Origin of the sequence: Pseudoalteromonas sp. CST2 (assembly GCF_028599385.1) — a bacterium.
GTDB lineage: Bacteria > Pseudomonadota > Gammaproteobacteria > Enterobacterales > Alteromonadaceae > Pseudoalteromonas > Pseudoalteromonas atlantica.
Genome location: NZ_JAQREO010000015.1, coordinates 1 through 20,660 on the forward strand (window position 1 = coordinate 1; position 20,660 = coordinate 20,660).

General features: G+C 41.6%; 26 protein-coding genes. 5 read left to right on the forward strand and 21 right to left on the reverse strand.

The annotated features are described in order from the left end of the window. Positions 1-919: 919 nt before the first annotated feature. From rplQ to PSH41_RS16395, 18 genes are all read right to left on the reverse strand, one after another. Positions 920-1,321 (reverse strand): 50S ribosomal protein L17, encoded by a 402-nt coding sequence (gene rplQ / locus PSH41_RS16310; protein ID WP_004589197.1) that lies wholly within the window; start codon positions 1,319-1,321, stop codon positions 920-922. Positions 1,322-1,360: 39 nt separating this feature from the next. Then, positions 1,361-2,347 (reverse strand): DNA-directed RNA polymerase subunit alpha, encoded by a 987-nt coding sequence (locus PSH41_RS16315; RefSeq protein WP_004589198.1) that lies wholly within the window; start codon positions 2,345-2,347, stop codon positions 1,361-1,363. Positions 2,348-2,371: 24 nt separating this feature from the next. After that, positions 2,372-2,992, reverse strand: a complete 621-nt coding sequence (rpsD, locus tag PSH41_RS16320; RefSeq protein ID WP_004589199.1) for a 30S ribosomal protein S4 — start codon at positions 2,990-2,992, stop codon at positions 2,372-2,374. 21 nt (positions 2,993-3,013) lie between these two features. Beyond that, positions 3,014-3,400 carry a 30S ribosomal protein S11 gene (gene rpsK / locus PSH41_RS16325; protein ID WP_002959471.1) on the reverse strand — a complete coding sequence of 129 codons (387 nt, stop codon included), beginning with the start codon at positions 3,398-3,400 and terminating at the stop codon, positions 3,014-3,016. A 12-nt stretch (positions 3,401-3,412) separates the two neighbouring features. Then, positions 3,413-3,769 (reverse strand): 30S ribosomal protein S13, encoded by a 357-nt coding sequence (gene rpsM, locus PSH41_RS16330; RefSeq protein ID WP_004589200.1) that lies wholly within the window; start codon positions 3,767-3,769, stop codon positions 3,413-3,415. Positions 3,770-3,894: 125 nt separating this feature from the next. Beyond that, positions 3,895-4,008, reverse strand: coding sequence for a 50S ribosomal protein L36 (gene rpmJ, locus PSH41_RS16335; RefSeq protein WP_002959476.1), 114 nt, complete (start codon positions 4,006-4,008; stop codon positions 3,895-3,897). Between the two features lie 22 nt (positions 4,009-4,030). Continuing rightward, positions 4,031-5,359 carry a preprotein translocase subunit SecY gene (gene secY, locus PSH41_RS16340; RefSeq protein WP_004589201.1) on the reverse strand — a complete coding sequence of 443 codons (1,329 nt, stop codon included), beginning with the start codon at positions 5,357-5,359 and terminating at the stop codon, positions 4,031-4,033. 10 nt (positions 5,360-5,369) lie between these two features. Continuing rightward, positions 5,370-5,804, reverse strand: coding sequence for a 50S ribosomal protein L15 (gene rplO / locus PSH41_RS16345; RefSeq protein ID WP_004589202.1), 435 nt, complete (start codon positions 5,802-5,804; stop codon positions 5,370-5,372). 4 nt (positions 5,805-5,808) lie between these two features. Continuing rightward, positions 5,809-5,991 (reverse strand): 50S ribosomal protein L30, encoded by a 183-nt coding sequence (rpmD, locus tag PSH41_RS16350; RefSeq protein WP_004589203.1) that lies wholly within the window; start codon positions 5,989-5,991, stop codon positions 5,809-5,811. Positions 5,992-5,993: 2 nt separating this feature from the next. Next, positions 5,994-6,500: a 30S ribosomal protein S5 gene (gene rpsE / locus PSH41_RS16355; RefSeq protein WP_004589204.1), complete on the reverse strand. Its 507-nt coding sequence runs from the start codon at positions 6,498-6,500 to the stop codon at positions 5,994-5,996. 9 nt (positions 6,501-6,509) lie between these two features. Next, positions 6,510-6,860, reverse strand: coding sequence for a 50S ribosomal protein L18 (gene rplR, locus PSH41_RS16360; protein WP_004589205.1), 351 nt, complete (start codon positions 6,858-6,860; stop codon positions 6,510-6,512). Between the two features lie 9 nt (positions 6,861-6,869). After that, a complete protein-coding gene (gene rplF / locus PSH41_RS16365; protein WP_004589206.1) occupies positions 6,870-7,403 on the reverse strand; it encodes a 50S ribosomal protein L6 in 534 nt (177 codons plus the stop codon). 13 nt (positions 7,404-7,416) lie between these two features. Further along, entirely contained in the window at positions 7,417-7,809 is a 393-nt protein-coding gene (gene rpsH, locus PSH41_RS16370) for a 30S ribosomal protein S8 (RefSeq protein WP_004589207.1), read from the reverse strand. 21 nt (positions 7,810-7,830) lie between these two features. Continuing rightward, the gene (rpsN, locus tag PSH41_RS16375) at positions 7,831-8,136 is read right to left on the reverse strand and encodes a 30S ribosomal protein S14 (protein ID WP_004589208.1); all 306 of its coding nucleotides are present in this window, start codon (positions 8,134-8,136) and stop codon (positions 7,831-7,833) included. Positions 8,137-8,146: 10 nt separating this feature from the next. Then, positions 8,147-8,686 (reverse strand): 50S ribosomal protein L5, encoded by a 540-nt coding sequence (rplE, locus tag PSH41_RS16380; protein ID WP_004589209.1) that lies wholly within the window; start codon positions 8,684-8,686, stop codon positions 8,147-8,149. A gap of 16 nt (positions 8,687-8,702) precedes the next feature. Further along, on the reverse strand, positions 8,703-9,017 hold the full coding sequence (rplX, locus tag PSH41_RS16385; RefSeq protein ID WP_004589210.1) for a 50S ribosomal protein L24: 315 nt from the start codon (positions 9,015-9,017) through the stop codon (positions 8,703-8,705). Positions 9,018-9,027: 10 nt separating this feature from the next. Further along, the gene (rplN, locus tag PSH41_RS16390; RefSeq protein WP_004589211.1) at positions 9,028-9,396 is read right to left on the reverse strand and encodes a 50S ribosomal protein L14; all 369 of its coding nucleotides are present in this window, start codon (positions 9,394-9,396) and stop codon (positions 9,028-9,030) included. 276 nt (positions 9,397-9,672) lie between these two features. After that, positions 9,673-11,643: an AsmA family protein gene (locus PSH41_RS16395; RefSeq protein ID WP_273589524.1), complete on the reverse strand. Its 1,971-nt coding sequence runs from the start codon at positions 11,641-11,643 to the stop codon at positions 9,673-9,675. A gap of 311 nt (positions 11,644-11,954) precedes the next feature. Here PSH41_RS16395 and PSH41_RS16400 point away from each other — a divergent pair, with 311 nt between their 5' ends. Both PSH41_RS16400 and PSH41_RS16405 read left to right on the forward strand, forming a co-directional pair. Then, on the forward strand, positions 11,955-13,118 hold the full coding sequence (locus PSH41_RS16400) for a hypothetical protein (protein ID WP_029773141.1): 1,164 nt from the start codon (positions 11,955-11,957) through the stop codon (positions 13,116-13,118). A 277-nt stretch (positions 13,119-13,395) separates the two neighbouring features. After that, positions 13,396-14,082, forward strand: a complete 687-nt coding sequence (locus PSH41_RS16405) for a TorF family putative porin (RefSeq protein WP_004589216.1) — start codon at positions 13,396-13,398, stop codon at positions 14,080-14,082. Between the two features lie 279 nt (positions 14,083-14,361). Here PSH41_RS16405 and PSH41_RS16410 read toward each other — a convergent pair whose 3' ends face one another. Further along, entirely contained in the window at positions 14,362-17,940 is a 3,579-nt protein-coding gene (locus tag PSH41_RS16410) for an ABC transporter permease/M1 family aminopeptidase (RefSeq protein WP_273589525.1), read from the reverse strand. Positions 17,941-17,949: 9 nt separating this feature from the next. Beyond that, positions 17,950-18,831, reverse strand: a complete 882-nt coding sequence (locus tag PSH41_RS16415) for an ABC transporter ATP-binding protein (RefSeq protein WP_029773142.1) — start codon at positions 18,829-18,831, stop codon at positions 17,950-17,952. A 185-nt stretch (positions 18,832-19,016) separates the two neighbouring features. On the opposite strand from PSH41_RS16415, the gene PSH41_RS16420 reads away from it, so the two are divergent. Next, positions 19,017-19,694 (forward strand): nitroreductase family protein, encoded by a 678-nt coding sequence (locus PSH41_RS16420; protein ID WP_039972480.1) that lies wholly within the window; start codon positions 19,017-19,019, stop codon positions 19,692-19,694. Between the two features lie 6 nt (positions 19,695-19,700). On the opposite strand, the gene PSH41_RS16425 is transcribed toward PSH41_RS16420, so the two are convergent. Continuing rightward, entirely contained in the window at positions 19,701-20,009 is a 309-nt protein-coding gene (locus PSH41_RS16425; protein ID WP_024033876.1) for an ArsR/SmtB family transcription factor, read from the reverse strand. Positions 20,010-20,108: 99 nt separating this feature from the next. On the opposite strand from PSH41_RS16425, the gene PSH41_RS16430 reads away from it, so the two are divergent. Continuing rightward, positions 20,109-20,297, forward strand: coding sequence for a YgaP family membrane protein (locus PSH41_RS16430; protein WP_004589221.1), 189 nt, complete (start codon positions 20,109-20,111; stop codon positions 20,295-20,297). Then, entirely contained in the window at positions 20,297-20,641 is a 345-nt protein-coding gene (locus PSH41_RS16435; RefSeq protein ID WP_004589222.1) for a rhodanese-like domain-containing protein, read from the forward strand. The genes PSH41_RS16430 and PSH41_RS16435 overlap by 1 nt, the downstream gene beginning before the upstream one ends. The last annotated feature ends 19 nt before the right edge of the window (positions 20,642-20,660 follow it).

Below are 20,660 nucleotides of genomic sequence, written 5' to 3' on the forward strand. Positions count from 1 at the left end.
AAGTTTTTTGTCTTTCGACAGCTCAATGAATTCTGAATTTATTTAATATCTTTCGATATTGAATTGACTGTGCTGCAATTCTTTCCTTAAGTAAAACCTAAGTAAGTTATTGCTGTTGGTCACTCAGTTTCAATTGAGACTCTAAATTTGTTTGCCTCACTTAGTAAACTAAGCTTGGCTGTTAGAACTCAATCTGTACGAGTGCCCACACAGATGATTGCTTTATATTGTTAAAGAACGTTGCGATTAAAGCGTTAAACTTTATCTCGCTAGGGCTGCGCATCTTACGCTTTCCTATTTTTTTGTCAACACTTAATTTTGTTAAACTTGAAAGTTTTTAAAACTAAGTTTTACTCAACTCACTGATTGACTCTTGCCTCGCTAAGCGTTGCTGTCTGCCGTCTCAGTGGGGTCGCATTATAGGGAGATCCGAAAACAGATCAACCCTTTTTTGAAGAAAACTTGAAATAAATGACTGTTCGCTGAGTATTTGAGCTAAACGCTCAAAAACTCTACTAAAAGTAGCCTTAAGCCCACTAAATTAGCGAGTTAAAATTAAATATCTCTGTTTGGTTGGCCAAATTGCTTTATCACTATCCTAATTACACTGTACATTTACAGCCTGGGGTATGTTTTATAAACCTTATACACTCGACTTATAGGGTTACCGCATAATTAAGCTTTTTGAGAATGCAGGCTTTATAACTACATTGGTTTAACTAAGTCGGTTTAACAGAATGAAGGTAATAGGTAATAGGTAATAGGTAATAGGTAATAGGTAATAGGTAATAGGTAATAGGTAATAGGTAATAGGTAATAGGTAATAGGTAATTATCAAGTAACTATTTGGAGGGATGTCAAATTTTAGGCATTAAAAAGCCGAGCATTAAGCTCGGCTTTTTGGTGTCTCTTTAAAGACTTACTCTGCAGACTGCGCGTCTTCTTGAACTTCTTCGTTAGTCGCTGGGCGACCTACTAGTTCAATATAAGCCATTGGTGCATTATCACCAGCACGGAAGCCACACTTAAGAATACGAGTGTAACCACCTGGACGGTCTGTATTACGAGGACCGATTTCGCTGAACAACTTACCAACTACTTCATTATCACGCGTGCGAGCAAACGCTAAACGGCGATTTGCTACACTGTCAGTCTTAGCCAGTGTGATTAAAGGTTCAATTACACGGCGTAACTCTTTCGCTTTAGGCAAAGTAGTTTTGATGATTTCATGTTTCACCAAAGAACCTGCCATATTGCTGAACATCGCTTTACGATGGCTACTGTTACGGTTTAATTGACGACCACTCTTACGATGGCGCATGACCCTATCCTTCTAACTAAACTAATATAGTGATTTAGATTATTCAGCTAGGCTTGCAGGCGGCCAATTTTCTAGGCGCATGCCTAGAGAAAGACCACGTGAAGCTAGCACGTCTTTTATTTCAGTTAGAGACTTCTTGCCTAGGTTAGGCGTTTTAAGAAGCTCAACTTCAGTGCGCTGAACTAAATCACCGATATATTGAATTTGCTCGGCTTTCAAACAGTTTGCTGAACGTACTGTTAGTTCAAGATCATCAACTGGACGAAGTAGAATAGGATCGAATTCTGGCTTCTCTTCTTTCTCTTCTGGCTCAGTTACATCACGTAAATCTACGAATGCATCTAATTGCTCAGCTAAGATAGTAGACGCACGGCGGATCGCTTCTTCAGGATCTAAAGTGCCGTTTGTTTCCATATCAATGATTAACTTGTCTAAGTCTGTACGTTGCTCAACACGGGCTGATTCAACCGAGTACGCAATACGTTCAACTGGGCTGAATGATGCATCAAGCAGCAATCGACCAATTGGACGCTCATCGTCATCAGAGGATAAACGACTAGATGCCGGCACATAACCACGACCACGCTCAACACGAATACGCATGCTGATCTCGCTGCTATCTGTCGTTAAATGACAAATAACGTGATCTGGATTAGCAATTGTTACATCGCCATCGTGCTGAATATCAGCCGCAGTCACAGGGCCTACACCAGATTTAGTCAGGGTCAGAAAAACTTCATCTTTGCCTTCTAACGTTACTGCTAGACCTTTTAGGTTTAGTAGTATTTCAATGATGTCTTCTTGTACGCCTTCTTTCGCGCTGTACTCATGCAATACACCGTCGATTTCAACTTCAGTTACTGCACATCCAGGCATAGATGATAACAGTATACGGCGTAAGGCATTACCCAGAGTATGGCCAAAGCCACGCTCTAGTGGTTCTAAAACTACTTTAGAACGCGTTGGGTTGATAGCGTCGATATCGACTAACCTTGGTTTTAGAAATTCTGTAACAGAACCCTGCATTTTATCCTCTCTTAACTCTTAACTTTACTTAGAGTAAAGTTCGACGATTAGTTGTTCATTAATGTCCGCAGACAGATCTGAACGCTCAGGTAGGCGCTTAAAGCTACCTTCCAATTTCTTACCGTCAACTTCAACCCAAGTCGGCTTTTCACGTTGCTCAGCCAACTCTAGAGCAGCGATGATACGTGCTTGTGTTTTAGACTTCTCACGGATTACTACAGTATCTTCTGGAGCAATTACGTATGAAGGAATGTTCACAACACGACCATTAACTAAAATCGCTTTGTGGCTTACTAACTGACGTGCTTCAGCGCGTGTGCTAGCAAAACCCATGCGATATACAACATTGTCTAAACGTTGCTCTAAAAGCTGTAACAAGTTTTCACCTGTATTACCTTTAAGGCGAGCAGCTTCTTTGTAGTAATTACGGAATTGCTTTTCTAATACACCGTAGATACGACGTACTTTTTGCTTTTCACGTAATTGTAAACCGTAATCAGATAAGCGACCTTTACGAGCGCCGTGCTGACCAGGTGCAGTCTCAAGTTTACACTTAGAGTCGATAGCTCTTACGCCGCTCTTAAGGAACAGGTCAGTACCTTCACGACGACTCAGCTTGAGCTTAGGGCCCAAATATCTTGCCATGTTATTTCTCCTAACCTATTGTTAAACGCGACGTTTCTTCGGTGGACGACAACCATTGTGTGGTATTGGCGTCACGTCAGTAATGTTGGTGATACGGTAACCAGCAGCATTCAAAGCACGTACAGCAGATTCACGACCTGGACCTGGACCTTTAATGAAAACTTCTAGATTTTTTAAACCGTATTCTTGAGCAGCAGTACCTGCACGCTCTGCAGCAACCTGAGCAGCAAATGGTGTAGATTTACGTGAACCACGGAAACCTGAACCACCGGCAGTAGCCCATGATAGTGCATTACCTTGACGGTCGGTAATTGTTACAATAGTGTTGTTGAAAGACGCATGAACATGAGCCATACCATCAGCAACTTGCTTTTTAACCTTTTTACGACGAATTGGTGTCTTAGCCATAATACTATCCCCTTATCGCTTAATAGGCTTACGAGGACCCTTACGGGTACGCGCGTTAGTCTTTGTTCTTTGACCACGTAGTGGTAAAGAGCGACGGTGACGTAGGCCACGGAAACAACCAAGGTCCATAAGGCGCTTGATATTTAGAGTAACTTCACGACGAAGGTCACCTTCTACAGTGTACTTGCCAACTGCATCACGCAGTACGTCAAGAGTTTCGTCTGAAAGTTCACCGATTTTTGTGGTCTCGGCGATACCAGTCGCTTCTAAGATAGCCTTAGAGCGAGTCTTACCTATGCCATAAATAGCTGTTAAACCAATAACTGCATGTTTATGATCAGGGACGTTAATGCCAGCGATACGGGCCACTAACACATCTCCTATATTTGAATTTGGTAATCAAAAGTTTGAAAAGCCCGTAAGGATACTCAAACGAAGACCAAATCACAACTAAAAACACAGGCCGAGAAATCTCAGCCTGCACGACTGTTTACTTAGCCTTGCCTTTGCTTATGCTTAGGCTCACTGCAAATTACGCGTACTACACCAGCACGTTTAATAACTTTACAGTTACGGCATATTTTCTTAACGGAAGCACGTACTTTCATTGCTCAACTCCGTAAACTGACCTTATCGGCCGTAGCCTTTAAGGTTCGCTTTTTTCAGCACAGAATCATACTGATGTGACATCAGGTGAGTCTGTACTTGTGCCATAAAGTCCATGATTACTACAACGATAATCAAAATTGATGTACCGCCGAAATAGAATGGCGTTTGCCATGCCATAGTCATGAATTCGGGCACCAGACAGATAAAGGTTATATACAAAGCACCTGCCAATGTCAGGCGTGTCATCACTTTATCAATGTATTTAGATGTCTGCTCACCTGGACGAATACCTGGGATAAATGCGCCAGATTTCTTCAGGTTGTCTGCTGTCTCACGCGGGTTAAAAACCAACGCTGTGTAGAAAAAGCAGAAGAAGATGATAGCTGCTGCTAGCACCATCGCATACAAAGGCTGACCTGGAGTCAACGTTGTTGCAATAGCTTGTAGCACATCAGCGACCGGACCTTCACCCTGGCCGAACCAGCTTGCAATTGTACCAGGGAACAGAATTATACTGCTAGCGAAGATTGGTGGAATAACACCCGCCATGTTTACTTTTAGTGGTAAATGCGTGCTTTGAGCAGCAAATACTTGACGACCTTGTTGGCGTTTAGCGTAGTTAACAACGATACGACGTTGTCCACGTTCGAAAAACACTACAAGATAAGTAACAGCGAATACTATAACCGCAACCATCAACAGTACAAAAACATTCAAATCACCTTGGCGCGCCATTTCGGCTGTCGAACCAATAGCAGACGGCAGGTTAGCTACAATACCAACAAATATTAGAACTGAGATACCGTTACCGATACCGCGCTCTGTTATTTGTTCGCCCAACCACATTAGGAACATAGTACCAGTTACTAAACTCACCACTGCGGTGAAATAGAAACCGAGACCCGGGTTAACAACTAACCCTTCCATCATGCCCGGTAAGCTAGTTGCAATACCGATTGATTGGATAGTAGCAAGCACAAGCGTGCCGTAGCGTGTGTACTGGCTAATTTTTTTACGCCCTTGCTCACCTTCTTTCTTAAGCTCTATAAACGGAGGATACATATGCGTTAATAGTTGCGTAATAATCGAAGCCGAGATATACGGCATAATACCCAGTGCTAACACTGAAGCTCGCTCAAGCGCACCACCGCTAAACATGTTGAACATCTCAACAATGGTGCCCTTTTGTTGCTCGAAGAAATCGGCAAGTACAGCGGCGTCAATCCCAGGGATTGGCACAAATGAACCTAGACGGTAAATAATGATAGCACCTAAAACAAATAGTAATCGACGCTTCAATTCCGAAAGTCCACTTTGTGCACTTTGTGTATCTTGACCTGGTTTAGCCATTAGTACTTCCTTAGTCTTCTACCTTGCCTCCGGCAGCTTCAATAGCTTCGCGAGCACCTTTAGAAGCCTTAAGGCCTTTAACGGTAACAGCGCGTGAAACTTCGCCAGATTTAACAACTTTAACGAACAGAACGTTCTTTTTAACTAGACCAGCTGCTTGTAACGCGTTTAGGTCTACCACATCGCCTTCAACTTTAGCGATTTCAAAAAGGTTTACTTCTGCAGATACTAACGATTTGCGTGAAGTGAAACCAAATTTAGGTAGACGACGTTGCATAGGCATTTGACCGCCTTCAAAACCAACGCGTACTTTACCGCCAGAACGTGATTTTTGACCTTTGTGACCACGGCCACCAGTCTTACCAAGACCAGAACCGATACCACGACCAACACGTTTTGGAGCAGTTTTAGAACCTGCAGCAGGTGAAAGTGTATTCAAATGCATGAAATTAACCCTCTACCTTAACCATGTAAGAAACTCGGTTGATCATACCACGTACACATGCTGTGTCTTCTAACTCAACAGTGTGGTTGATACGACGTAAACCAAGACCGCGTAATGTAGCTTTATGCTTCGGTAAACGACCGATAGAGCTCTTTACTTGTGTTACTTTTACAGTTTTATTTGCCATGGTTACCCCAGAATTTCGTCTACGCGCAGACCACGTTTAGCAGCGATTGACTCAGGAGAGTTCATGTTCTCTAGAGCTTGAATCGTTGCACGTACTACGTTGATCGGGTTGGTAGAACCGTAACATTTAGAAAGTACGTTCTGCACACCAGTAACTTCTAGTACTGCACGCATAGCACCACCTGCGATGATACCAGTACCTTCAGATGCTGGTTTCATGAACACTTGTGAGCCAGCATGACGTCCTTTAACAGGATGCTGTAATGTGTTGCCATTTAGGTCTACATTGATCATGTTGCGACGTGCTTTTTCCATTGCTTTTTGAATAGCAGCTGGAACTTCACGAGCTTTACCATAACCAAAACCTACTTTACCTGCGCCATCACCAACTACAGTTAGTGCAGTGAAGCTAAAGATACGACCACCTTTAACTACTTTAGACACACGGTTTACCGCGATTAGCTTTTCAGCTAAATCAGGCTGTTGTTGCTTTGCTTCTACGTTAGCCATTGTCTACTCCTAGAATTGCAAACCGGCTTCACGCGCAGCATCAGCTAGCGCCTTCACACGGCCGTGATATTTAAAGCCACTGCGATCAAAAGCAATCTTTTCGATGCCTTTGTCAGCCGCACGTTCTGCAACCGCTTTACCAACTGCTTGTGCAGCTGAAACGTTGCCTGTGCCTTTAACTGTTTCGCTAATAGCTTTCTCAACAGTAGAAGCAGCAGCCAGTACAGTACCCTCAGCATTAACTACTTGAGCGTAAATGTGACGTGGCGTGCGGTGGATAACAAGACGCGTTGTGCCTTGTTCAATATAATTTCTACGAGTGCGTTTAGCACGACGTAGACGAGCTGTTTTTTTATCCATCGTCTTACCTTACTTCTTCTTAGCCTCTTTACGGCGTACATTCTCATCTGAATAACGAACACCTTTACCTTTATAAGGCTCAGGTTTACGGTATGCACGAATGTTAGCAGCTGTTTGACCAACTAACTGCTTATCTACGCCCTTAACTAGAACTTCTGTTTGGCTTGGAGTTTCAATCGTAATTCCCTCAGGAACTTCGAAATTAACTGGGTGCGAGAAACCAAGTGTTAAGTCTAAAACTTTACCCTTAGCTGCAGCACGGTAACCAACACCTACTAACTGAAGTTTCTTCTCGTAACCTTCATGCGTACCAACAACCATGTTGTTGATTAGAGCGCGAGCAGTACCTGCTTGAGCCCATGCATTAGCTACGCCTTCACGAGGTAAAGTTGTAATAACGTTGTCGTTAACTTGTACTTCAACAGCGTTGTTGATAGTACGAGTAAGTTCACCGTTTTTGCCTTTAACTGTGATGTCCTGGCCTTTTAATGTAACTTCTACACCGGCAGGAACATTGATTGGTGCCTTTGCTATGCGAGACATAGTTCCCCTCCGATTAAGCTACAAAGCCAATGATTTCACCACCAACACCAGCACTACGTGCTGCGCGGTCTGTCATTAGGCCTTTAGAAGTTGATACGATAGCGATACCAAGACCACCCATTACCTTCGGTAATTCGTCACGTTTCTTATAGATACGTAGACCAGGGCGGCTAACACGCTGGATATTTTCAATTACAGCTTTGCCTTCGAAGTATTTCAACTCGATAGAAAGCTCAGGTTTCGCTTCGCTGTTTACAGCGAAATCTGCGATGTAACCTTCGTCTTTTAATACTTTAGCTACTGCTACTTTCAGCTTTGAAGTTGGCATCGTTACAGATACTTTCTTCGCTGATTGACCGTTACGGATACGTGTAAACAAATCCGCGATAGGATCTTGCAAGCTCATAGTCTTACTCCCGTGATACTATTACCAGCTAGCCTTTTTAAGGCCAGGAATTTCACCGCGCATAGCTGCTTCGCGAACTTTAATACGGCTCATGCCGAATTTGCGAAGGAAACCATGTGGGCGGCCCGTAATGTTACAACGATTACGTTGACGTGCAGGGCTAGAATCACGTGGTAAAGCTTGAAGCTTAAGTACCGCGTCCCAACGATCATCTTCAGATGCGTTAACATCGCTGATGATAGCTTTTAGTGCTGCACGCTTTTCAGCGTACTGAGCAACTAGTTTAGTGCGCTTTGCTTCGCGCGCTTTCATAGAATTCTTTGCCATAACCCTACCCTTATTTCTTGAATGGGAAGTTAAACGCTTCTAACAACGCACGGCCTTCCTCATCAGATTTCGCAGAAGTTGTGATTGTGATATCCATACCGCGTACACGGTCTACTTTATCGTAATCAATTTCTGGGAAGATGATTTGTTCACGTACGCCCATGCTGTAGTTACCACGTCCATCAAAAGACTTAGCACTCACACCACGGAAGTCACGGATACGTGGGATAGCGATTGATACCAAACGCTCAAAAAAGTCCCACATACGCTCGCCGCGTAAGGTTACTTTACAGCCTATTGGGTAGCCTTCACGCACTTTGAAGCCAGCAACAGATTTGCGTGCTTTAGTGATTAAAGGTTTCTGACCAGCGATAGCTTCTAGATCCGCAACAGCGTTATCTAAAATCTTCTTGTCAGCTAGGGCTTCGCCCACGCCCATATTTAATGTGATCTTTTCGATCTGAGGGACTTGCATGACAGAGCTGAAACCAAACTTCTCTTGAAGCTCAGCAACTACTTTGTCTTTATATACTTCATGCAGTTTCGCCATCATTCTACTCCAACTATTAGATAGTTTTACCAGTAGATTTAAAGATACGTAATTTCTTACCATCTTCAATCTTGAAACCTACACGATCTGCTTTACTCGTTTCCGAGTTGTAGATCGCAACGTTTGATACGTCGATAGACGCTTCTTTCTCAACAATGCCGCCAGCTTGGTTCAATTGTGGAACCGGCTTTTGGTGTTTCTTGATTAAGTTAATGCCTTCGACAAATACTCGACCAGACTCGGTAACAACTGAAAGCACTTTGCCGCGCTTACCTTTGTCTTTACCTGCTAGTACGATTACTTCGTCATCACGACGGATTTTTGCTGCCATGATAGACTCCTTACAGTACTTCTGGGGCTAGTGAAACAATTTTCATGAACTTATCATTACGAAGTTCACGAGTCACAGGGCCGAAGATACGAGTACCAATTGGCTGCAAGTTATCATTTAAGATAACAGCCGCATTGCTATCGAAACGGATCAGAGAACCGTCCGGACGACGAACGCCTTTTTTGGTACGCACAACTACCGCGTTTTTAACATCACCTTTCTTCACTTTACCGCGAGGAATAGCTTCTTTCACAGAAACTTTAATGATATCGCCAACTGCCGCATAGCGACGGTGTGAACCACCAAGGACTTTTATACACTGCACTTTGCGAGCGCCGCTGTTATCAGCAACTTCCAGCTGAGTTTGCATTTGGATCATGTTAATGACCTCCGGTGTAGTAATTACAACTTGCCTTAAATTTGTTTAAAATCAAGGCACTTCGATTAAATCCCACTCAAAAAACAACAGAGTTGTCTCTTAAGGGCGGGCAATTGTACCAGCATTGGCTAGTGAGTGGTAGGTTATTTTTTAATTAATTTAAGGGGAGGACAGATTAAAACTGAGTAAAAACCGCTATGTAGCTATTTTACAAGTGGTTATAAAACAATCAAGGCGCAAATAGCGCCTTAATTATTTATTTGTGGGGTTTAATAGTTAGCCAAATAAACCTTTTAGTTTATCTTTAACTTTGTCCTTGGCTTTTTCTTTTGCTTTCTCTTTGGCGTCATCGAGCTTTTGTTTTGCTTCATCTTTAAGCGCGTTGCTTACATCTAGCTTAAAGCCAACGTCATGAAATGGGCCTTCTATACGCAGTGGGATTTTAAAGCCTGTACTATCATCTGTAGTGCCTTGCCCTTCAATCGAATCAACAATGCCGGTCACTAAGCGATAATCAACATTGGTTTTAGGCAAATCTACATCGCCCTCACCTGTAATACGAATAAGTGGGCTCATCAGCGATAGGTCGTTATTACGGCCCACGCCATTAGTAAAGTTAAAGCTACCGGTGAGCGCAGAAAAATCTGTTTGCTCTGATTCTTCAAAGCCTGTATCAAGCCCTTCACTCACAGCCCCAAGATTACCCGTAATAAGCTCTTTGCCTTTGCGAACCATCTCAGCCACGTTTGCGCCTTTAACAGCACCATCGGCAAATTCAAAGCTAACCTTGCCATTTAATGCATTAATGAAGGTTTTTTGACTTTGCCCAGTTGTGGTTAAATTCCAATTTAATGACCCTTTACCCATAAGCTTATCAAAGCCAGCTGCATCAGTGAGTAACGGTTGTGCGTCTATGTCGGCTAAATCAAAATTTGTGCTTATTTTATACGGCGTTTGCTGCGCATTTATGTTGATAACCCCTTTACCAGTGCCCTCATATGCTTTAAAGCTATCTAAGCTTAATTTAGCAACGCTGTTGTTTAAATCGACTGTAAATTGATTAGCACCTAGCTCAATATCGTTAGCTTTTAAACCGCTTGAGCGAATAACTACATTAGCATTAAGTGCATTTAATGCGCTTAAATCAATTTTAGTATCGTCCCAAACAATCGGCTGCGCGGCTTTAGGTTCTTCGCTTTGCGGCGCTTGCTGCTTAGCGACTACCTCCGGTAAGTAGGGATTCAAATCAAGCATACCTAGGTCTATATCAGCATTAACCGCTAGTTTATTTCCTAAGTTTACTTCACTTTTTCCTTTAATCTCTAATTCATCTAGGGTAGCGATCAGCTCTTCTAAGTTAAACGTATCATCTATAAGATGCATTTTACCGTTTACACTAAACGCATTAAATGCATTTTCTTTAGCGTTTAAGTCTACCCCTTGCCAAGTTGCTAGCTCCTTAACAGAGTCGCCACTTAGCGCTAACTCGCCTTTTATATCTTTACCTTGGCGAGCAATACTGCCGTTAAAAGTAAGATCGACCAAGCGAGAGTCTACGCTTTGAGTAACCTCAAACGTCGCCCCTTCAATTGCCTTTGCCGGCGTATCAAGTTTTACATCAAGCTCAAAGCGCTCTTGCATATATGTAATGCCGCCTTTGATCTCTAGTGTTTTACGTAGTGAAGGAAGTAAAATAGCCAATTCCAAGTCACTAATTTGTTGTTTAGCGCCTGTTTGCCCATCTAGGTAAGTAAACGTACCACCGTAAATAGCCACTTCACCTAACTCTATATCAAAGTTCTCTGGTAGTTTAACAGCCTCACCTGATTGAGTTTGCTCTTGCGGCTGCTCTGCTACAGCATCAAACAACTGCCAGTTAGCTTTACCGTTTTTATCAGTTTCTAATAAAATATTGGGCTCGTTAATAACAAACTTATCAAGTTTGAATTCGCCGCCAAATAACGATAACCATGGTATATGCACAGCTAATTGCTCCATACTTGCCATGTCGTCGCGCGAGCCTGTCTGCATGTTTGCAAAGTGTACATCGTTAAGCTCTAACTTTAATGCAGGAAATACACTAAGCGTTTTATCACCTTTAATAGTAAGTGTGCGCCCTGTTGTTTTTTCAACCTGTTCAGATACTTTATTAAAAATAGTATCGGTTGGGATTAAAAACGGAGCGGCAATAATTAACGCAATACAAAGTAAGAGTATTACACCAACAATTTTGAGTAAGGTCTTCATGATCATCCTTTCAAACGTGCAAATAATGTTCTTATCATAGCGAGTGTTAGCTTTAAAATCATTGTCGTTGTGACAAAAAAGCACTTTATTGTAATTTATTTAATTTGAAATGAATTTATGCTTAAAAGTAAACGTTGCGAAATTGGTGACTAAAAGTAAAGCTCATCAAGTTTAAATCTAACCAAGTATTAAACCCTACAACATTGCATCCCTTGAATTGTTAGGTATGATGCACGGCCCTGTTGCTATTGGCGTATTTGCGCTAAAATAAAGCAGCTAAAAAATGTATCTACTTGGAGACTCTACAAGGCATGAAAAAACTGCTAATTTCACCGTCAAAAATGGCGCTAGGCGAACAAGAAAGTCAAATTTACCAAAACATCTTGAAGCAAGCTTCAGAACTAAGCCTAAACCTAATGGCCGTGAAAGTAGAAAACCACCCAGAGGATTTTTTAGGCTGGTGTTATGAGCTGCTAAGTGCAAGTAAAGACCGTATAAATTACGATTTACTAGAGCCACAACAACTGCCAGTTTTAAAAAAGCTGCACGACCAGCTAACCTCAGCAATTAGCTTTTTACAGCTTAAAACACTACGTGTAGCACCTTGGCCTGTTATTAGTATGTTTGTAGAGCAACACAAAGAACTTATTGCACTGGACGAACAGCTTCGCCTTACTACGTATTTGCAAAGCATTCGTGAGCAAGCACTAAAAGATATGATCCCAGAGGATTTACTGGCATTTAGTGGTAAACACACTGCCACGCTCGACCCAAGCACCTATAACTTTGATGTTGAATGGTTCGCATCAACAAAAAGTGCAAAGGGTTTTCATCAAATGCTAGCCGACTTGCCTGGCGCGTTTGACGATGCACTTGCTAACATCCCGCTTGAAGGTGATGTGAGCGAAGCTGATTACCAACAGTTTGTTGTTGCTTATTTACTTGCCTTTAACGGTAGCGATGAAAAACCAACCCTTGCCCCTGCTACACGTTTATTAGCAATGCGCCGCCCAGATGTGTTTACGCCAATTAGCAATAGCCGTCTTGATGCATTATGCGCAGCTTTAGGTATTACAAAATTAAACAATCGCGACTTTGAGCGCTACTGGCAAGATATAGTACAAAGCATTCATGCTATGTCGTGGTTTAAAATGGCTAATGGCAGCAATGAACTAGAAGAGCAACTAGTTAGTATAAAAGCATTATTACCGTGCTTTTTTTACTATGCAGATGCCAGCACGGCCGACAACTCAAATTATATTAAGCTATTAAATAAACCTAAACGCAGCACAACAAGTGCGGGAAAACCACAGCGCAGAGGTAAAGAGTCAGCCGAAATACTTGTAGACCGTGCACTTGCAGCCGATGACATTCCCGAGCATATTCGTAGCAAACGCGACTCTATTATTAGCGAAGTACAAAAAGGCCGCGGAGTAAACGAAACAATTAGTCTTATGCGCACTATATTTGGCTAAATTTACCTAACCTAACTGTATTTTTCTGGTGCAGTTAGGTTAATTTATGCACCAGCAGTGTGCGTTTTTTAATTAACCACCTCAATCATCCCCTCTTCTAAAACTTCTCAACATATTGTTTTATAAAAGTAAAAAACCAGTTTTATAGAAATTATTTTAAGCTGGCACATACAGTGCAATTGCATTCCCAGTTAAACAATAAAACACCGCCAGTCAAAGGGTTGCCAATAAGAGAATAAAAACCTAGGCGATAAAAATCATATAACGGGAAATGGACATGCTAAAACTAAAAAAAACCATCGCAATTAGCGCAATAGCTTTATTAGGTGCTACATCTTTAACATCAACAGCCGTACATGCAGAAGTAACAGCAAACGCAGCGGCTACGTCTAACTACTTATGGCGTGGTCAAGAGCAAACTGGGGGCGATGCTGCTATTTCTGGCGGTATTGATTACGCTGACGAGTCAGGCTTTTATGTAGGTACTTGGGCATCAAATGCTTCATGGGCCGATGAAATGACTTACGAGCTTGATGTTTACGCGGGTTTTGGTGGCGATATTAACGACACATTTAGCTACGATGTAGGTTACATTTATTACGCTTACCCGGATGCAGCTTCTGAGGCAGATGCTGATTTCTCTGAAATTTACGGTAGCATCAGCGCAGAAGGTTTCACCTTTGGCGCTGCAATCCTTGCCACTTCAGCGGCAGATGGCGATGGCACCGACTTTGGCGATTCATTATACCTAAATGCCGATTACAGCTTTGCTGTTGGCAGCAATGGTACTGAGGTTGCGCTGCACTTAGGTCACTACTCTGGCGACTTTATAGGCGATGATAATATTATTGATTACGGTATCTCTGTATCAAAAGATGGTTTTACTTTTGGCGTATCTGACACCGACATGGATGAGTCAGATGTTAAAGTTTACGTAGGCTACGCTGTAGACTTTACGCTTTAAAACAAAATGTGTTACTTGCTGCAACACTAAGGGCCTTTTGGCCCTTTTCTCGTTTAGGACACCCTAAATATTCACAGCGCCTTTTAATTTTAGCGACTAAAGCACCTTACTATAAAACCCACTTCAGTTAACCGCCGAGCTCCTCGCTGCTATTACCTCTTTTTACCAATATGCTAATTCGCTTTATTAAGCTTTATTGCGCATTGGTATTAGTAATTCGCTAAAACAAAAAAGGCCGCATTAAAGGCGGCCTTTCAGTTAATTACTAATCGTTAATCGTTAAAACTTAGCTAGGTTGTTTTTACTGTCTTTATCTACAAGCTTAATGTACGGGTCTACCCCTGCGTACACTGGCTTTTCTTTTACTTTTAGCTCAATAGCATTAGTACCAGAGACTATTTGATGCTTTTGCGAGTAAATAACAAAGTCTTCAGCGAGAAGGTTTTCAGGATCATCGCTAAATAATGCAATATCAATTAGCTCATCGAGTGGTTGCTCGGTTTCTTCACCTTGTCCATCGGCATGCTGCTTAGTTGCTTCAACGCTCAGTGTTACTGTATAAAAACCTTCGCTATCAACATCATCTGTAACCGAAACTGCTTTCATTTCAAGCTCATAAAGCGTTATATATTTAAACTGATCCTCAATAAAACGTTGCTCCGCTTGCGTTGCGTCTTGTTTTAAATAGCTAAGTAAATCAAGCGTAGTTGGGTATGGCGTTGACTGGTATTTAAACTCATTCAAAAACGCTTTAAGTGCTGCATTTAAGCGCTCTTCCCCTAATCGGTCATAAATCGCCATCATCGCAACTGAGCCTTTATTGTAATGAAGATATTGTTGAGACTGCGTTTTATACAGCGGCATTTCTTCAAAGGCTTCGCCTGTGCGGCCCATTAAGTATTTATCTAACTCGTACTTTAAGAATTTACGAAGCTTCTCGGCGCCAAAGCGTTTTTTTAGCACCATAAGCGCACTGTATTGGGAGAGCGATTCAGAAATAACGGCACTGCCTTCTACATTAGCCCCAGATACTTGATGCCCCCACCATTGGTGTGCAACTTCATGTGCGGTTATATAGTAAGGTAGGTCAACTTTACTCTCATCTCTTAAGTCTGTAATAAAGCCAATACTTTCTGAGTAAGGTACCGTATTGGCAAAACTTTGCGCAAACGAGCGATACTTAGGAAACTCAATAATACGTAACTGCTTATGCTGATATGGCCCAAAGGCTTGCGTGTAGTAATCTATTGAGTCTTGTACCGACTCAATCATACGGTCAACATTCCATGCATGATCTTTGTGGTAGTACACCTCAATATTTACACCGTTATGTTCAACCTTTTTGCTTTCAAGCTCCGCCGAAAGAACAGAATAAAAGTTTATAATAGGGGAATCCATTTCATAAACAAAAGTACGTCGTCCGTCTTTTACACTCTCACTTTTTAAGTAACCGGGTGTAATAGCAAATTGTGACTCATCGGTGGTCACCGTTGCCTTGTAGTTTATAAAGCCATTAGCAGGCCCAAACTCATTTTGCGTATAATAGCGGCTGTCTTCTAGTTTATGTGCACGTTCAAGCTCGGGTAAATCGTGCTTACGGCGCTCATACTTATCCGCAATTTGAAAATACTTTTGATAACCAAAATTTGGTAATAATTCTCCATTATTTACAAATGTACCATTGTGCACGAGTTGAGTATCAGAGCCTCTATCAACAAAACCGTCGTGTTCACGAGTAACAGAAAGCTCACCTTCGCGTACTTCATTAGGCATTAGCGGTTGTTCAAACTCAAACCATACCATGCCAAAATCGGTTAAACGCTCAACTATTTTTCCGCCCGCCATTTTTACATCCCAGCTTTTAGATTGGCTAGGCTCGTTAATTAACACACGGGTTATTGGCTCGTTTGCGGTATTGGTAAACTTAATTTTAGCCACGGCATTTAAAGCACGTTTTTTAGGATAAATATCAATGTGTAAATCAACATCAGTTATTATAGGCAGTGGCAAGTCTTTGTATTGTGAGAACTCTTGCTCATACCTTACTTGTAGCGCTTCGTTATCATCACTTGTTACAAACTCATTGATTACACGGGTGTTGTAATAAATGTTATAACCCGCGCCCACAAATACCAATAAACTTATAACGGCTGCAATCTGGCCTTTTAAAGACATGTTGTAACGCACTAAAGATAAACGCGTACGCAATGTTTGCGATGGACCACGATGCCATAAAGCAAACCCTACAATAGCTAAAAACACACTCAATGCGCCCCAATATAGGGTATACCAATGCGCGCCTTGTAAAAAATGCCCGTAACCGTTTATGTCTGAATACGGTACGCTGCTGCTTTGTGAAAAATGATACATATGATGCTCAAACCCGTAAGCACCCATTACCATTTGAGCAATGTAATACAGAATAAATAAACCCATACCTATGTATTTGTTAGGGCTAATTATTTGTAAAAAGAACGCCAAAATAGCCATCATAATTAAAGGCAATAATGTAAGGTAACCCAACCTAAATAAGTACTGGCCAAGCTCTAGGTTAAATTGCCCCTTAAATAGTTGCACCGCAATGGTAAACATCATGCCTACTAAATAAAGGCCACAAACCGCAGTGATTAGCGCAATAATTTTAGATACCCAAAACACACTGTTATGCACCGGGTAGCTGTCAACAATATCGCCCATACCACTGTGGCGTTCTCGCCAAACCAGCTCTGCGCTGTAATAAGCAATAATAATAAACATAAATATAGCGGAGGCGTTTTGAATAATGCCCACCATGTTTTGTGTGAGCGGCCAATCTGTTGTGCCATATGCGCCAATAGGCGCAAAAAGTGGTGCGAGTAACGTAATAATACTGACACCCGCTAAAATCATAAAAGGAGCACTTAATATAACCTGCTTAAGCTCAAATAAGCTGCGCATTACTAATTGCGATTGCGTATTGACCCCTTTTGACTTGTAATTTTTAGCGCTGCTAATAAGTGCTGCTTGTTTGTTTTTTACAAACGTAGAAACAGCAAATTGCTTTTTCTGCTTTTTAGTGACTACGCGATTACCTAACTTTCCGAGGCCAAAAAACATCGCTAAACTTATTGCTACCCATAAAATACGGTTAATTAAAAAATCGCCCGAAAGTGTTAACACTTCAGTATTTTTATCACTTACAGTCCAGTAACGGGTTAAGTCAATTAACGACCCAGTGCCAAATGGGTCTGCGTAAACAACAATATTTCTAAACGCTAAATCGTCAAAATAGATACTCGCCAATTGGTAGCTTATATAGATCACCACGGCCGTTACATATACCGCCATCATGGTTTTAAAATAAACCGCCACACTATTAAAAATAGCACTGAGCACCAATAAGCTTGGCACCGCTAAATATAAAAAAGGCGCAGCGTAATATATAAACTTATTAGGGCCTACTAGCTCACTATCAAGCCAGCCAACCAACAAGCCAAATTGAGTTCCCAAAAACACGCCTAGTGGCACGCTTAAAAACACGATAAGTACAACTAAGTAAGAACCAAAAAAACGCCCTGATTGATAAGCAAGCGGGTTAACGGGCTTACTAAACACCAGCTCATCCATTTTGGTCTCGCTGTTGCGAATCGCTGAGCTTGCAACAAAGTTAACCACTAAAAACATAGCAAGCGTACAAAAGGTAACCGTTAAAACCATAATGGTATAAGGCGAATTCATATGAACATTAGCCCCACCTAGCGGAAACTTACTACTGGAGCTTATAAAAAACGCCATAAAAAAGAATATTAATGAGGTCACATAAAACGAAGGCTGGCGCACAAAATAGCGCAGCTCAAACGCGAGCATATTAAAAAACATAGCGCCCCCTTATGCTACTTGGCTGTTACGATGATTAAGCAACGTAGAAAAATATACATCTTCTAGGTTTGCACTGCTGAGCTCAAAACCTTCAGGGGCTTCATTGGCTAATACATGTAATATGGTTTGCCCAGCAAATAAGCGTTTTGAAATAACAGGCAGTTGCGGCTCAAGCTCTAGTGCTTCTTCTTGGCTCATGGCTTTGCGCCAAATTTGGCCTTGGAGTTTATCGGTAAGGGCAATGGGGTTACCCTCTAATAGTATTTTTCCGCCTGCCAGTACGGCCATGTTTGGGCACAGCTCTGCCACATCTTCAACAATGTGGGTCGATAATATAACGACTTTTTGCTCGCCTAAGCTTACTAGCAAGTTATGAAAACGATTTCGCTCCTCAGGATCTAACCCTGCTGTTGGTTCATCAACAATTAGTAAATCAGGGTCACCTAGTAAGGCTTGTGCAATACCAAAACGCTGGCGCATACCGCCCGAAAAGCCACTTACCGCTTTTGAGCGATGTTGATATAAATTAGTATGTGCAAGCAAGCCTTCTACCGACTCTTTACGCTCGCCTTTATTATGAATGCCCTTTAAAACAGCCATATGGTCTAGCAAGTCGTAAGCACTAACACGTGGGTATACACCAAAATCTTGCGGTAGGTAACCTAAACGTTGGCGCAGAGCCTGTGGGTCTTTAAAAACATCAATACCATCAAAAGTAATTGAACCCGAATCGGCAGATTGCAACGTAGAAATAGTACGCATTAGTGATGATTTACCGGCCCCATTTGGCCCAAGCAGCCCAAACATTCCTTTTCCTATAGATAAATCAACACCTTGTAGTGCATGTACGCCATTATCGTAGGTTTTAGATAACCCTGTTATTGATAGCATTTTTACTTCCTTGAATTTTAATAGTTTTTTTATTGCGCTTTTTATACCACATTAAAAAAAGGAACATAAGTTACACCATGGTTAATTTTGTAACAATAAATAAACACAACAGGTAATAATACTTGCCTCGCATTTATTCAGTCGGTATAAAAACCACACACACACTTTATAAGAAGCGTAAAGCCATGCAAAAACATCAAAGCCAACCACTAAACGATTTTATAGAATACCCTCACGATGAAATGCTAAAACGCGCAAACGAATTTTTACAAACCAGCCAGCGCCGCCATAGTATTCGCAGCTTTAGCGACCGACCTGTGCCTAAAAATATAATTGAAGCCTGTATTAAAGCAGCAGGTACCGCGCCAAGTGGAGCGAATCATCAGCCGTGGCATTTTGTAGCTATAAACAGTAGCGATGTAAAAAAACAAATAAGAGAGGCCGCCGAAAAACTAGAGCGCTCTTTTTATGAAGGCAGAGCAGGAGAAGAGTGGCTTGATGCGCTAAAACCATTAGGTACCGACGCCAATAAACCCTATTTAGAACATGCGCCTTGGCTTATTGCAGTGTTTAGTCAAAAAAAAGGCGGTGTGAATACGGATGATAAAAACACCAATTATTATGTGCACGAATCAGTAGGGCTGGCTACTGGGTTTTTAATACAAGCCCTGCACCGCTGTGGCTTAGCTACGCTTACCCATACACCTAAACCAATGAGTTTTTTAACCGACATTTGTAAGCGCGACAAAGACAACGAACGTCCTTACATGTTACTTATTGCGGGCTACCCAAGTGACGATGCAACTGTACCTGCCCATGCACTTGATAAAAAGTCGCTTGATGAGATTGCCACTTTTATTTAAAGCAAATTACTCAGCCGTACTTTGCTTACAAAACCATTCGTAAAGTAACGTAATAATCGACTCAACCTTTGGGTCGATTAACGAATAATAAATTGTGTGTCCCTCACGGCGAGTTGCCACTAGCTGGGCTTTACGTAAACTCGCCAAATGCTGAGACAAAGCAGACTGCGCCAACGGAACATTTTGATTTAACTCACCTACACTTTGTTCACCTTGCAATAAACTACATAAAATCATTAAACGGTTTTTATTTGCCATTAATTTTAAAAATTGCTCTGCCTGCTGAGCGTTTTCTGCAAGTTGTTCAATATTCATAGTGATACTTAATTATTTTGCGTGTTTTAATTATAGACTTTTACATTAGCAAGTTCTAATATAATTAACATTAGAAAAAACTAATATTGAGGTCAATTCATGAAAATAAGTGACGCCATCCTCTTAATTGGCGGAAGTGCCGTTACAATTTCTGTGCTTTTAAGCTACTTTGTTGATAGTAACTTTCAATTTTTAACGTTATTTATTGGTATTAACTTAGTGCAATCCGCCTACACTAAATGGTGCCCATTAATGACTTTTTTGCGCAAAAGAGGATTTACAGACTAATGCTTACTTCAATTCCTGATTTACTAAAAATTATCACACCTAACCAACGCCGTATTGATGCAGCGCAAGCTAAGCAAGAGTTAGAACAAAATAAAGGTTTACTTATTGATGTACGCGAACCCGCTGAGCATGCCAATGTAGCTGCGGTAGGGGCAATAAATATTCCACGCGGATTACTCGAAATGAAGCTAATGGAAATAGAAAAAGACGCTGCACGCCCTATTTACTTACATTGTGCCAGCGGTGCCCGCGCCACTTTAGGTGCAGAAGCGCTAACCCGCGTAGGCTACGAAAACGTTACCGTTATTACGTGTAATGCAACGCAAGTAAGTGAAGTTTTTTAATTGCTTCACAAAAAAGTAA